The sequence below is a fragment of the Flavobacterium sp. genome, assembly GCF_024642105.1.
In the GTDB taxonomy this organism is placed as follows: domain Bacteria; phylum Bacteroidota; class Bacteroidia; order Flavobacteriales; family Flavobacteriaceae; genus Flavobacterium.
This window is the reverse complement of the sequence record NZ_JAHEBT010000053.1, coordinates 193,410-206,997: the sequence shown is the minus strand read 5'-3', so window position 1 is coordinate 206,997 and position 13,588 is coordinate 193,410. Positions and strand designations below refer to the sequence as shown.

Sequence of the window (13,588 nt, the reverse complement as noted above, 5' to 3'; positions counted from 1 at the left end):
TACCCAAAAATAATTTTTGTATGTTTGTTTCATAAATATTTTTAAAATTCACCTTATTTATGGGATTGTTAAAGAGAAATCCTTTTGGTCATATCCTATTTATTAAAAAGTGGCTCATCCGAATTTTAGGATGTTTGACTCACAGACGCTACAGAGGATTTAACGAATTGCAAATTGAAGGTTCTGAAATTATTAAGGACTTACCCGATACTAATGTTTTGTTTATCTCCAATCATCAAACCTATTTTGCTGATGTGGTTGCTATGTTTCATGTGTTCAACGCTAGTTTGAGCGGGCGCACCGATTCAATTAAAAATGTAGGGTACTTGTGGCAACCTAAAATGAATATTTATTATGTTGCCGCAAAGGAAACGATGCAGGCGGGATTGTTACCACGAATTTTCGCTTATGTAGGCGCTATTACAGTTGAACGCACTTGGCGTGCTAAAGGAGTTGATGTGACAGAGAAAAGAGAAGTCAATCCTAATGATACGGAGAATATAAAAATAGCGTTAGCAGATGGTTGGGTAATTACTTTTCCGCAAGGAACAACTAAATCGTTCAAGCCAGTTCGAAAAGGGACTGCACACATCATAAAAGAACACAGACCTATTGTGGTACCAATTGTGATTGATGGATTCAGACGTTCTTTTGATAAAAAAGGATTGCGAATGAAAAAGAAAGGCATCTTACAATCATTTATTATCAAAGAGCCTTTAGATATTGATTATGAAAATGATACCATTGACGAAATTGTTGAAAAAGTAGAATATGCGATAGAGCAACATCCGTCTTTCTTGAAAGTAATTCCAGCTGAAGAAATTGAAGAACAAGAACGTTTAAATTCCTTACGAAATTGGGAATGTTAGAATAAAAAAAAGAGGCGAAAGCCTCTTTTTCTACGATTCTATTTTTTGAAGTTCTTCGTAATTGGTTTTTAATTTTTTTAGAAAATTTCCGTAAAGAAGTTTGTAGAATAACCAGATTCCTAACATAGTAATAATCATTATAAATCCAATAGCTAAAAAGTTATCTTCATCTAATACTTTTTTGTATTGTGATGGGTTAGCCGAATTGTATCCGTCATTAAATGAGGCAATCCCAGTGTAAACGCCTACAATTCCCCCAATAATAATATTCCAAAAAATATAATAGGTTACAATTCTTCTAGTGCGCAAAATTCCGGTAATTAGTTTCTTGGATGAATCAAGTGAAGAAATGGTTTTATAGTTCTTATAGAATAGAAAAATAAAACTTGCTATTACGATATAATTTGTAATGTCAACGATATGCAAGTAAGGATGATTAATACTGATAGCTTTCATTCTATCGTCACTTAATAATAATCCGATTCCATTCAAAATTACAAATTCTAAAACACTCACAATTAAAATCCACTTCACTACTGAAGATGATTTTTTGTGAATCATAGCATAAATGTCTTTTTCGCTCAATTGTTCAAAAGAGGCCTCACTCTTTTGCCAGTCTTTCTTTAGTAAATCCAGCTCTTTCATATTCCTTTAGGATTTAATAGTTTTTTTAATTTTCCTTTAATTCTGTTCATTTTTACTCTTGCATTCACTTCGCTAATTCCTAAGGTTTCGGCAATTTCAGTGTAATCTTTGTCTTCCAAATACATAAAAATGAGGGCTTTTTCTATGTCATTCAATTGGTAAACGGCTTGGTATAATAATTTGAGTTGTTCTTCTTCTTCGTAATTGTATTGGACTTCGGGGACAAAGTGAGAATTGCCTTCGTAGCCTACTGTGTTTATCGATCGCTTTGTCTTTCGGTATAATGTAATGGCAGTATTCAAAGCGACACGATACGCCCAAGTAGAGAATTTACTATCGCCTCTAAACTTAGGATAGGCTTTCCAAAGCTGAATTGTAATTTCTTGGAACAAATCTTTGTGCGCGTCTTCATCCTCAGTATACAATCTACAAATTTTGTGGATTATATTCTGATTCTCTTGAAGTCGCTTTACAAAAGAGTGTTCTAAGTCCGATTTCATATTGGGGTTAGTAGGGTTTTGTCTTGTTTTGTTACATTATTTTGCCGCAAAGGCAAAAAGACGCAATTTTTTATTCTTTACCGCTGATTCGCAGATTTTTATTATTTGATTTTTGATATTGAATTTGATTTTTGACATTGTCATTCTCATAAAGGTTTGTTTTTATAATAATTCACCATCAAGTTGACAAATTTGCTGTAACCTTCCATTCCGTCTTTTTGTTGGTTCCATTTTAAGAAACTATCATAAAAAAGATGGAATCCTGTTTCAATAGGAGTTTCATAGGTTTTCCAAAAAGCATCACTTTCGTCGTAATTTTTCAAAATACCGGGATGAACAGTTAAGAGTAATTGTTTGTAAACAACTTTATTTCGTATCTGCCAATTCGCTAAGCAATACCGCAAAGCAAAACTGTAACCAGAGTATTTAAAATACAAGTCGTTGTTTTTTACCGAAGCCATAAATCCGATAAAATTGCATTCACTTTCGCTAGCATAGCCCATTTGATGTGCCATTTCGTGACAACTCGTGGTGGGCGAATTATACATTGGCATTAAATAATTGACTTGGGCTTCATTGGTAAACGGATTCAAATAGCCGCCAAAACCCATATAAGTTAAAGGTAAACTAAAGAGTGATTTTTTAGCGCTTAATTCAGAATAATTGAAAAAAGGATATTCGCTTGCAAGCGTTCGGTAGCCATTCAAATTCATTTGAAAAACGTGTTCTTGCGAATAGGGGAATACAATTTTAGCATTCTTATTTTGTGCAATTTGAAACTGAGTAGTATTCGTTTTAGCAATTAATTTTTTGGTAAAAAGCAATAAATCGGCATCAGTGTAGTCTCGTTCAATTTTCATTTTCTCAAAAAGAGGTTGCCTGTAATAATTGAATCCCCAAAGTAAATGAAAGGCAAAATACAATACAGCTATACCACTTAATAGTAAATTGATATTTTTTTTCCAGTGCGTTTTCCATGATTTTCGATTGGTCCAAATCCATTTCATTCCGAATACAATTAATACAAAATACAGCAGATCTCCAACTGAAAAGGGAATATTCCCAAATAGCATTCGAAGTGATTTGGAAACAATTGGATAGAGTCCGTTACTGTACCATCGTTCCATAACTTCGGGGAAAAAACCAAGAAATGGAATCAAAATGATTTGAATCAAAAGAAAATAGGGAAGTAGATTTTGGCGTTTCACAAAATGCATTTTAAGATGTAAATATAATCACAATATCAATTCATAACGAATTTAAACTTTGTAACTTTGCTCGTTTGATACTTAAAAACGAATACACTATATGAGCCAAGAAATACGCAATTTAGAACCTAAAGTACTTTGGAATCAATTTGCCAATTTGAATGCGGTACCGCGCCCTTCTAAGAAAGAAGAACGTGTTATTGCCTTTATGAAAGACTTTGGAAACCAATTAGGATTAGAAACTTTTGAAGATGACATTCGCAATGTAATCATAAGAAAGCCTGCGACTCCAGGAATGGAAAATAGAAAACCTGTTGTGCTACAAGGGCATTTGGATATGGTACACCAGAAAAATGCGGATACTGTTTTTGATTTTGATACTCAAGGAATTGATATGTATGTGGATGGCGACTGGGTTCGCGCGCATGGAACTACCTTGGGTGCAGATAATGGATTAGGAGTAGCTGCTATTATGGCAATTTTGGAAAGTAAAGACATTCCACATCCCGCTATTGAAGCCTTATTTACTATCGACGAAGAAACAGGAATGACGGGTGCTTTGAACCTAAAAGGAGGTATTTTGCAAGGGCAAATCCTTTTGAATTTGGATACCGAAGAAGATGATGAAATTGATATTGGTTGTGCAGGAGGAATTGATGTAACAGCGACTGCTGAATATGATGAGGAGCCAACACCAGAAGGATCTGTTGGGTATACCATTACCGTTAAAGGCTTGAATGGGGGGCATTCAGGAATGGATATTCATAAAGGATTAGGGAATGCTAATAAAATTATGAATCGCTTGTTGTTTGATGGCTTTGATAATTTTGGATTGCAAATTGCGTCTATTCAAGGCGGAAGTTTGCGTAATGCTATTCCGCGTGAAAGTGTCGCAAAAGTAATTATTGCAGAGGTGTATGACGAAGCTTTTGTGTTTGACATGCAACAAATCGTGAATGAAATCAAATCAGAATTGCAAAGTACGGAGCCCAATTTAGAAATTGGTTTTGAAAAAATGGAATCAACCCCTACAAAAGTGATGCCTTCTATAGCTCAATTTTATTTTGTACGTGCCATGTACACCGCTCTTAACGGTGTATATCGCATGAGTGCTGATTTTGATAATTTGGTAGAAACGTCAAATAATATTGCGAAAGTAGAGCTAGGTAACGGCCAACTTTCGGTACAATGCCTAACGCGTTCTTCTGTGGAATCAGCTAAAATGGATTTGGCTAATGCGTTGCGTTCAGCTTTTGAATTGATGGGCTGCGAAGTGGAATTTTCAGGTTCGTATCCGGGTTGGACTCCAAATTCTAAATCAGAAATATTAGACGTGCTGACTTCGATTTATGAAAAACAAAATAATGAAAAGGCCAAAGTAGTAGCTTGTCACGCTGGTTTAGAGTGTGGTATTTTAGGTGCTAACTATCCTGAAATGGATATGATTTCTTTTGGACCAACCATTCACGGTGCGCACTCGCCAGATGAAAGAGCAAGTATTTCTTCGGCTCAGAAATTTTGGAAATTTTTAGTAGAGATTTTAGCTTCTATTCCAGTGAAGTAATTGATAACCAATAAAAAAGCCTCGTTTAACGAGGCTTTTTTAAATTTAAATTAACTAAAAAAATATTATAATAATTTTAAGAAATTTTTAGCTTTTAATTTTATTTCATTGATTGCAAATTCATTTTTGTCAGTATCTTTTAAATTCCAATATTTGTTTTCATTCCACTCAAATATTCTATTATCTCCAGATCCGTTTTGTGTAATAAATCCCCAAAACCATAAATCATCCCAAACTTCAATATCTGAATTATTATAATTTTTCTTTAATAATTTGTTTATGTTATCAAAATTCCAAACTGAATCAGTATCTAATTTTTTGAAAATAGAAATTATTACAGAATCTACAGGTAGAAAAAAATCATCTGTATCTTCAATTGTTTTCGGTACGTCATTCCAAATCTTCAAATTATTGGAATAATCTCCGTTGTGTAAATGAAATATAATTTTAGAAAATAATGCGGAAGTTTTTTTGCCCCATCCACTTTGATTCATCATCCCTAAATATAGTCCTTTGAAGTTTATTGAGACTTTATTTTCAGTCTTTATAAATTCGACAAAGTCTTTAAAAGAATTTAGGCAATTAGAGTTAGCGTGAATCTTTTTGTAGAAGACTGATAAAGAATCAATTTTCGGTTGGCTTTGAGTGTTAGCTATATGATAAAGCAACGAAATAATCTTATCAGAATTATTATCAAATGATTTTACAACAGAATTATAAAATTTTTCTTGAAGTTTATGGTTGTATTTTCTATTTGATTTTAAAAATTCAAATATGAGTTCTAATTTCTGGTCAATTTTCAAATCTTATTTCTTTTTTAAAACTTTATATTCCTCATAACAACCGCTAATGGCGTCTAGGATTTGTAAATCGTTTGCCGTTTGGATAAAAGATTCCGAGTAATTGCAACGTTGTAAAATTTCCGAAATTTCTTTGGTGTCAATACCCAATAGTGCAGTAACGGTTTCTCTATCGTATTTGGATTCCAAGAGCTTGCGAACAGTTTCATCTTTCTTCATTTCTTTCAGTTTTTTGAGCTCTTTAGGCTTTTTCCCGAAGAAATTATACAACATATCAGCAGGGTTAAAAATAGATCCCATTACTCTTCCAAAGGCATTTGGCGAATATTCCCCAGCTTCGTAACCTTGAGTTAACCCAGAAATGCTATATCGGAAATTTTCTTTGGTAGGAATCAATTTTGAATCGACTTCCAAATAACCAGTTAAGTTAAATGGGCGAATGATCACTTCTTCCAAAGCAATGGCTTTCTCAGTTAATTGAATTCGGGTACTTTTATTTTTGATCCAGTCATTGGTTACTCTTACTCTTAGGGGTTGGAATCCTAAAATGGTAAAATGTAACGTATCGTTTACTTGAACGTTGATTTCAAATCGGCCATTAGCATCTGTAGTAGCACCACGCACTTTATTCAAGTTAATGATGTTCACGTTAGATAAGGGTTGATTTGTATTATCATTGACAACAATTCCCGAAACTCTTTGGGAGGGTTCTACTTCTTGCGCAGTAAGATGTACTGAAAGTAGTATAAAAAAGAAAACTACAAAATATTTCATAAACTGGTTTAAGACTTTAAAAGTAATAAATCAGTCGGGAATATTTTGTAGTTTAACTATAATTATAAGAAAATTAACAAAAGGTGTTAGTCTCTTCTTGGTCTTCTTGGTCTTGATGAATCACCAAAGCTTTCAGAACGTCTTGGCGCTCTTTCAGAAACTCCGCCTTCTCTTCCTTCACCTCTTCTTGGAGCCGAACCTCTGTCGCTTCTGAAACCACCTTCTCTTGGAGCTGAATTTCTGTCGCTTCTAAATCCGCCTTCACGTCTTGGCGCAAAACTTCCTTCTCTTCTTGGAGCAGAACTTCTTCCGCCAAATCCACCAGAATTTCTACCATTATGGTCACGTCTTCCGCCACCATCATTTTTAGAAATTTCTACGTTGATTCGTCTTCCGTTTAAGTCATATCCGTTAAGTACTTCCATTACTTTGTCAGTATGTTCAGCATCGGTATTAAAGAAAGAGAAACCTTCTTTTACATCTACTTTGAAAACGTCGTCACGACCTAATTCCAAAGTTTCTTTTAAGAAATCTTTCAATTGCATCCAATCGAAATCGTCTCTTGAACCTATGTTTACAAAATAACGAGTAGCTCCACCATTGTTGTTTTCTCTTGGCGCTCCGTCTCTTTCTCTTCGGTCTGAACCTGAAGATTGAGATGAAAGGTCTCTGTTTTTCTTGTAATAGTTGATGAAACGGTTGAATTCAACCGATACCATTTTCTTGATTAATTCTTCTTTAGATAATCCTTCTAATACTTCGTTGATAGCTGGAAGGTAGTTGTCAATTTCGTGATCTACTTCAGTATCTTTGATTTTGTTAGCCAAATGTAACAATTGGATTTCGCAAATTTCAATTCCAGAAGGAATTGTTTTTTCTTGAAATTTTTGTTGGATAATTCTTTCGATTGAAGAAATCTTACGAATTTCACTTTTAGTTACAATAACGATAGAAGTTCCTAACTTACCTGCACGTCCAGTACGTCCTGAACGGTGGTTGTAGGTTTCGATTTCGTCAGGTAATTGATAATTGACTACGTGAGTAATATTATCTACGTCAATTCCACGAGCAGCTACATCAGTTGCAACCAACATTTGAATTTGACGACCTCTAAATGATTTCATAACACCATCACGTTGTGCTTGAGATAAATCTCCGTGCAAAGCGGCAGCGCTGTATCCATCTTCAATTAATTTTTCGGCAACGGCTTGAGTATCACGTTTTGTTCTACAAAAAACTACTGAAAAAATATCAGGATTAGCATCCGCTAAACGTTTCAAAGCTTCGTAACGATCACGCGCATTTACTAAATAGTACTCGTGAGAAACAGTAGCTGAACCTGAGTTTTTTGAACCTACAGTTACTTCAGCTGGGTTTGACATGAATTTTTTAGCAATACGTGCTACTTCAGCAGGCATTGTTGCAGAGAATAACCAAGTGTTTTTCTCGTCTGGAGTATCGGATAAAATCGATACGATGTCTTCATAAAAGCCCATATTCAACATCTCATCTGCTTCGTCAAGAATACAGAAATTGATGTTTTTAATGTTCACAAGACCTCTGTTGATCATGTCTTGCATTCTACCTGGAGTAGCCACAATAATTTGTGCTCCACGTTTAATTTCTCGGGCTTGTTCTGTAATGCTTGCACCACCATAAACTGCCACTGTATGTAAACCTTTTACGTATTTTGAGTATTGTTTAATCTCGTTGGTGATTTGTAAGCATAGCTCACGCGTTGGTGATAAAATTAACGCTTGTGTACTTCTGTCTTCAGCATCAATTTTTTGAATAAGTGGAAAACCAAAAGCTGCTGTTTTCCCTGTACCTGTTTGTGCTAAAGCTACTAAGTCTGTGTTTTGTTCCAATAGTACTGGAATCGCTTTTTCTTGCACTTCTGATGGATTCTCAAATCCTAGATCTTTGATCGCAAGCAGTAGCGACTCATTCAGACCTAATTGTTCAAATTTGTTCATATATTATTTTAAATTGTCTGCAAAGGTAGGTTTAAAAAACCATATAAGCTAATTTGTTATTTATTGATTTTCAGTTAATTACGTTTTGTTGAATTTTGATGTATTTTATAAAAGATGGATTTTAGTAAAACAAAAATTAAAAATGTGAAAAAGTAAAACTACTTTTACTGAAAAAGAGAGATATGTTTGAAGCTTTAGATACTATTGGAACATTAGTATTTGCTATGTCGGGAGCCTTGACTGCTATATACAAAAAATTAGATTTGTTTGGCGTGTATTGCATTGCCTTTGTTACGGCTTTAGGCGGTGGAACTTTACGGGATGTATTAATAGGTAGGACTCCAGTGGGTTGGATGTTACATATTGAATATGTGTATGTTATTACTTTGGGTTTTATACTCTCCATTGTATTTAACCGTTTTTTAGAACAATTAAGAACATCTATGCTTTTGTTTGATACTATTGGATTAGGTGTTTTTACTTTAATTGGTATAGCAATAGGACAGGAGTATCATTTAGATAAGATTGTTTGTATAATTTTAGGAACTATAACAGCTACTTTTGGAGGTGTTATTCGTGACATATTGTGTGCTGAAATTCCAGTTTTGTTTCGAAAAGAAATTTATGCCACCCTATGCATTTTGGGTGGAGTCTTGTTTTTTATACTTCAAGATTTACAAGTGGAACCGAATGCGATTTCATTAACTGTTGCTATTTTCATCATCAGTATTCGTTTAATTGCTTTTAAAAACAATTGGAGTCTGCCTATTGGTGCTGTTTTTGCAAAAAAGTAATTAATTCTTTTACAGCAATTCCACGGTGGCTAATGTTTGATTTTTCTTCTAACGTTAGCTCTGCAAAGGTTTTTTGGTATCCATCAGCTACAAAAATAGGATCGTATCCAAATCCGTTGTTTCCGATTCGTTCTTCAATAATTTTACCGTTTATAATACCTGTAAATAAATGCTGTTTTCCTTTACTGTTCAAACAAATTACGGTTTTGAAATTGGCTTTTTTATTTTCCAAATCCTTTAAATTAGCTAATAATTTGTCAATATTGTTTTCATCGTTTTTAGGTTCGCCGGCATATCGCGCTGAAAAAACTCCAGGTTCACCATTTAGAGCCTGCACTTCAAGACCGGAATCGTCTGCAAAGCAATCGTAGCCGTATTTTTCGGTTACATAATTGGCTTTTAGCATCGCATTTCCTTCAATAGTATCTGCTGTTTCAGCAATATCTTCGGTACAACCGATATCGTCTAAGCTTAAAATTTGGATTGTGGAAGGAACAAGTAATTGAATTTCTTTGATTTTATTTTTATTGTTGGAAGCGAAAACGAGTTGCATAATTTAGGTTTGGTTTATTTTTCAAAGATATTGAAATTTTAGCATTTGTTTTTGATAAAACGGCAAATGTTATTTTGGTGTTAAAATATTGATTTTCAATTTTTTAAATTAAATTATAATTACCTTTAAGTGTGTTTTTGATTGTGCTTGGATGTGTCAGAATTCCTTACCTTAGGAAGATTTGGCAGTTCAATAATCTACCCTACGAGTAAAAAGTATCGGTAAGATAACGGTATATCAAAATCAACAACTGGAGGACTCTAAAGGTCCTCCTTTTTTGTTTGAAAAAATACAATTTCTATTAAATAGGATGGTACTGTAAATATTTTGTTTAAAATTTTAATCAATCGGAAAAAAAAGTATCTTTATTTTTTTAATTCTTTGCAAATGAGTTATAAACTATCTAGAAGACAATTATTTAGGAAATTTGTAAGTAAATGTTCGAATGGTTTAGATCCTTTATTAGAAAAATATAGAAGGAAAATATATAATGGTCGACGTTATCTTGACCCAACTTCTACTTCTGATATCTCCAATAGAAAGATAAATATTACTTCAGGAATTGCACCTTATACAGGTGTTTGGACAGAAAAAGAGGTTATCCATTTATTAAAAAGAACACTTTTTGGATTTAAAATTAGAGACGTAAATGCATTTGTTTCATTAGGAATGAATAATGCGGTCAATCAACTTTTGAATTTTACCAATGTAGTTCCATCTCCACCGGTAAATAATTATCAGAATGGTTTTAATGATGAAGGAGGTATAGGGTATGGCACAGATTGGACAACACATGCCTTTAGTAGTAATGCCGTAGGAGGGACTACTAATGTTTATAGAAATATAAGTTTGGCTAATTGGAGTACAGGTCAGGCATTAAATCAAGAAAATACTATACGGGAAAAGATGTTATGGTTTTGGTATCACTTTATCCCAATAGACTTAGAAACAGTTAGGGTAGCATCAGGTTCGAATTCGGCAAGGATATGCTATGATTATTTCAAATTTTTGAGAATAAATGCTACAGGAAACTTTAAAGCAATTATAAGAAATATGGCTACTCAACCTGCCATGATGTATTATTTGAACAATCAAGCCAATACAAAAACAGCTCCTGATGAAAATTTTGCTCGAGAAATAATGGAATTATTTACACTTGGAAAAGATCCATTAAGCCAATATACAGAATCAGATGTAGTTCAGGCGGCAAAAGTTTTGACGGGATGGAGAGTTCAAAATTTGACACAATCTCCAACGACAACTACTTTTGTGAGTTCGCTTCATGATACTTCCAATAAAACTTTTTCTTCCTTTTTTAACAATACAGTGATAAATTCAAATGGTGCGGCTGAATTAGATACTTTTATCGCTATGATATTTAGTAAAGAACAGGTTGTGTCTGAATATATTTGTAGAAGACTGTATCGGTATTTTGTATATTATGATATAGACGCTTCTGTAGAATTGAATGTAATTCAACCATTAGCTAGGGTTTTTGTTGCGTCTAATTGGGAGATAAAACCTGTTTTGGATACATTGTTTAAGAGCGAACATTTTTTTGATATGGCTAATCGAGGAGTCTATATAAAATCTCCATTTGACTTAGTTTTAGGTAGTTTGCGTACTTTTAATATTAACTACAATGTATCCGATGCATTTAATTTTGATGCACAATATTCTGTATGGCGCTATTTTAATAGCTCCGTTATGAAACCAATGGAACAAACAATGGGAGAAGTCCCTAATGTTTCTGGTTGGAATGCTTTTTATCAAGCGCCTTCATTTCATGAGTATTGGATTAATTCCAATACAGTTCAAAGAAGATATTCTTTTATCAATACTATTTTTAATGGGTATTATCCTACATACAATGGGTTAAAAGTTAAGATAGAAGTAGATGTTATTGCTTGGGTTATGCAATTTTCATCATCGATTATACAAGACCCAGATGAATTAGTGAATGAATGTGTGAAGTATTTATTGCCAATTGATATAAGTACATCAGTAAAAGATAGTTTGAAAGTTCAGAATTTGTTATCAAATCAAACAACTAATTCGTATTGGACAACAGCTTGGTTGAATTATAGTAATTCGCCCACCAATGCAACATATACGGCAGTTGTAAAGACTAGATTAAAAGGATTGTTAGTGTCAATTGCACAATTAGCCGAGTATCAACTAATGTAATTAAGATGAAAAGAAGAAGTTTTATAAAAAAAACCACATTTACATCAATTCCTTTATTATTAAAGGGAATTCCAGTAGTTGCCTCCTCTGATTTGTTAAGTCAATCGCTGGAAAAAATGGCATTAGCAGCGTTAAATTGTGATAGGATATTAGTAATTATTCAGCAAAATGGGGGTAATGATGGGTTGAATACGGTTTTTCCTTTGGACAAATGGAGTAATTTAGTCAATGCACGCGCTAATATTTTGATGAATCAAAGTCAAGTGCTTCCACTTTCAGGGAACCTTACCACAGGATTGCATCCTGCTATGACCGAAATGAAAGACTTGTATGATAATGGTAAAATGATCATTGTACAAGGGGTTTCTTATCCCAATCCTATATATAGTCATTTTAAAGCGACTGATATTTGGTTTACTGGTTCAGGAAGTAACACCGATTTAGACACAGGATGGTTAGGCAGAGCTTTGGATATTAAATATCCTAATTTTCCTAATGGGTATCCAACTACCGATATGCCTGATCCATTGGCGATACAAATTGGTTCAACCTTACCATTTTCTTTACAAGGCCCACATATCAATATGGGGTATAGTGCTCCCGACCCAAATGCTTTGTTGAATGTAATTAATGGAGTTGCTGACCCAGCGCCAGATTCAGACTATGGACATGAATTAACTTTTTTAAGACTCATGAAAGATCAAAGCAATGAATACATTAAAGTAATTCAAAAAGCCTATAATGCAACTCTGAATTCTTCGGTAACCTATCCTTCCAATAATAAATTAGCCGATCAATTAAAAATTGTCGCTAAATTGATTAATGGTGGTTTGAAAACGCCCGTTTATATTGTAAATCATCCCAACTCACATGATACCCATAGTGCTCAGGTCAATGCAAATGATAAAACTCAAGGAGCTCAAGCAACTAATTTAACCTTGCTATCTCAAGCTATTGGAGCCTTTCAAAAGGAAATAGAGTTTATGGGAAAATCAGAGCAAGTTTCAGGAATGACATTTAGTGAGTTTGGTAGAAGAATTAAAAGTAATGCTAGTCAAGGAACAGATCACGGTGCTGCGGCTCCAGTGCTCTTTTTTGGCGCAATGTTAAATACATCTTCTCAAGTAACAAAGACAACGTATCCTGTGCCTGGTATGATAGGGAAATCGCCTAACTTACCTACTAATGCAACAGTTAGCGATCAAGTCGAAATGCAGTTTGATTACCGACAATTGTACACAACTGTAATGCAGGATTGGCTTTGCATGACAGAAACAGAAGCAACACAGGTTTTAGGAACTAATTTTGTTAAGTTGCCGATTTTTGGTTCGACATTATTGAGTACTGCCGATTTTGATAATGAAAGTATTTTACTTTATCCTAATCCAAGTGTTGATGGGATAGTAAATTTACGTTTCCCAGATATTGTAAAAGACTATGTTAGTATTTCCTTATTGTCAATCAACGGTCAGTTAGTTAAGAGTGAGATTTTCAAATTAAATCAAAGAGAATTGAGATTGGATTATTCTGGATTTGTTCAGGATGCTATTTATATACTAAGCATAGATTGGAATGGGAATCGTTTTTATAAAAAAGCGGTGTTTAATTAAAAAGTAGTACTTCAAAAACTGAGGCATTCAAAATAAATAGTCTTTCAATTCTTTTATAAATTTTAAATAATTATTTTTGCTGCTTGTTAAAAAAAATAAACAATTTCA

12 protein-coding genes are annotated in these 13,588 nt (G+C 33.8%); 5 read left to right on the top strand and 7 right to left on the bottom strand.

The window, feature by feature from the left end:
* Window positions 1-59: 59 nt before the first annotated feature.
* Window positions 60-869 carry a lysophospholipid acyltransferase family protein gene (locus tag Q0L65_RS09245; RefSeq protein WP_296685582.1) on the top strand — a complete coding sequence of 270 codons (810 nt, stop codon included), beginning with the start codon at window positions 60-62 and terminating at the stop codon, window positions 867-869.
* A gap of 30 nt (window positions 870-899) precedes the next feature.
* Here the strand turns inward: Q0L65_RS09245 and Q0L65_RS09240 are convergent, their stop codons facing one another.
* The 3 genes from Q0L65_RS09240 to Q0L65_RS09230 all read right to left on the bottom strand — a co-directional run bounded on the left by Q0L65_RS09240 (window position 900) and on the right by Q0L65_RS09230 (window position 3,222).
* Window positions 900-1,514, bottom strand: coding sequence for a hypothetical protein (locus Q0L65_RS09240; RefSeq protein ID WP_296685579.1), 615 nt, complete (start codon window positions 1,512-1,514; stop codon window positions 900-902).
* Complete coding sequence (locus Q0L65_RS09235; protein WP_296685577.1) at window positions 1,511-2,014, bottom strand: RNA polymerase sigma factor; 504 nt, start codon at window positions 2,012-2,014, stop codon at window positions 1,511-1,513. The genes Q0L65_RS09240 and Q0L65_RS09235 overlap by 4 nt, the downstream gene beginning before the upstream one ends.
* A gap of 146 nt (window positions 2,015-2,160) precedes the next feature.
* Window positions 2,161-3,222 carry a DUF3810 domain-containing protein gene (locus tag Q0L65_RS09230; protein ID WP_296685576.1) on the bottom strand — a complete coding sequence of 354 codons (1,062 nt, stop codon included), beginning with the start codon at window positions 3,220-3,222 and terminating at the stop codon, window positions 2,161-2,163.
* Between the two features lie 100 nt (window positions 3,223-3,322).
* Here Q0L65_RS09230 and Q0L65_RS09225 point away from each other — a divergent pair, with 100 nt between their 5' ends.
* Window positions 3,323-4,786, top strand: a complete 1,464-nt coding sequence (locus Q0L65_RS09225) for an aminoacyl-histidine dipeptidase (RefSeq protein WP_296685574.1) — start codon at window positions 3,323-3,325, stop codon at window positions 4,784-4,786.
* Between the two features lie 65 nt (window positions 4,787-4,851).
* On the opposite strand, the gene Q0L65_RS09220 is transcribed toward Q0L65_RS09225, so the two are convergent.
* The 3 genes from Q0L65_RS09220 to Q0L65_RS09210 all read right to left on the bottom strand — a co-directional run bounded on the left by Q0L65_RS09220 (window position 4,852) and on the right by Q0L65_RS09210 (window position 8,336).
* Window positions 4,852-5,589, bottom strand: coding sequence for a hypothetical protein (locus tag Q0L65_RS09220; protein ID WP_296685571.1), 738 nt, complete (start codon window positions 5,587-5,589; stop codon window positions 4,852-4,854).
* Between the two features lie 3 nt (window positions 5,590-5,592).
* Window positions 5,593-6,360, bottom strand: a complete 768-nt coding sequence (locus Q0L65_RS09215; RefSeq protein WP_296685569.1) for a carboxypeptidase-like regulatory domain-containing protein — start codon at window positions 6,358-6,360, stop codon at window positions 5,593-5,595.
* Window positions 6,361-6,446: 86 nt separating this feature from the next.
* On the bottom strand, window positions 6,447-8,336 hold the full coding sequence (locus Q0L65_RS09210; protein WP_296685567.1) for a DEAD/DEAH box helicase: 1,890 nt from the start codon (window positions 8,334-8,336) through the stop codon (window positions 6,447-6,449).
* Window positions 8,337-8,518: 182 nt separating this feature from the next.
* Here Q0L65_RS09210 and Q0L65_RS09205 point away from each other — a divergent pair, with 182 nt between their 5' ends.
* Window positions 8,519-9,130: a trimeric intracellular cation channel family protein gene (locus Q0L65_RS09205; protein ID WP_296685564.1), complete on the top strand. Its 612-nt coding sequence runs from the start codon at window positions 8,519-8,521 to the stop codon at window positions 9,128-9,130.
* Here the strand turns inward: Q0L65_RS09205 and Q0L65_RS09200 are convergent.
* Entirely contained in the window at window positions 9,102-9,683 is a 582-nt protein-coding gene (locus tag Q0L65_RS09200; protein ID WP_296685561.1) for a non-canonical purine NTP diphosphatase, read from the bottom strand. The two genes, Q0L65_RS09205 and Q0L65_RS09200, sit on opposite strands and share 29 nt — an antisense overlap.
* A gap of 387 nt (window positions 9,684-10,070) precedes the next feature.
* On the opposite strand from Q0L65_RS09200, the gene Q0L65_RS09195 reads away from it, so the two are divergent.
* Window positions 10,071-11,870, top strand: coding sequence for a DUF1800 family protein (locus Q0L65_RS09195; RefSeq protein ID WP_296685559.1), 1,800 nt, complete (start codon window positions 10,071-10,073; stop codon window positions 11,868-11,870).
* Between the two features lie 5 nt (window positions 11,871-11,875).
* A complete protein-coding gene (locus tag Q0L65_RS09190; RefSeq protein ID WP_296685556.1) occupies window positions 11,876-13,480 on the top strand; it encodes a DUF1501 domain-containing protein in 1,605 nt (534 codons plus the stop codon).
* Window positions 13,481-13,588 lie beyond the last annotated feature (108 nt).

What these genes read in the sequence shown, in the direction of transcription:
- Q0L65_RS09225 (WP_296685574.1), top strand. Translation starts at nt 3,323, where the DNA reads ATGAGCCAAGAAATACGCAATTTAGAACCTAAAGTACTTTGGAATCAA.
- Q0L65_RS09210 (WP_296685567.1), bottom strand. Translation starts at nt 8,336, where the DNA reads ATGAACAAATTTGAACAATTAGGTCTGAATGAGTCGCTACTGCTTGCG.
- Q0L65_RS09235 (WP_296685577.1), bottom strand. Translation starts at nt 2,014, where the DNA reads ATGAAATCGGACTTAGAACACTCTTTTGTAAAGCGACTTCAAGAGAAT.
- Q0L65_RS09205 (WP_296685564.1), top strand. Translation starts at nt 8,519, where the DNA reads ATGTTTGAAGCTTTAGATACTATTGGAACATTAGTATTTGCTATGTCG.
- Q0L65_RS09245 (WP_296685582.1), top strand. Translation starts at nt 60, where the DNA reads ATGGGATTGTTAAAGAGAAATCCTTTTGGTCATATCCTATTTATTAAA.
- Q0L65_RS09195 (WP_296685559.1), top strand. Translation starts at nt 10,071, where the DNA reads ATGAGTTATAAACTATCTAGAAGACAATTATTTAGGAAATTTGTAAGT.
- Q0L65_RS09190 (WP_296685556.1), top strand. Translation starts at nt 11,876, where the DNA reads ATGAAAAGAAGAAGTTTTATAAAAAAAACCACATTTACATCAATTCCT.
- Q0L65_RS09240 (WP_296685579.1), bottom strand. Translation starts at nt 1,514, where the DNA reads ATGAAAGAGCTGGATTTACTAAAGAAAGACTGGCAAAAGAGTGAGGCC.
- Q0L65_RS09215 (WP_296685569.1), bottom strand. Translation starts at nt 6,360, where the DNA reads ATGAAATATTTTGTAGTTTTCTTTTTTATACTACTTTCAGTACATCTT.
- Q0L65_RS09200 (WP_296685561.1), bottom strand. Translation starts at nt 9,683, where the DNA reads ATGCAACTCGTTTTCGCTTCCAACAATAAAAATAAAATCAAAGAAATT.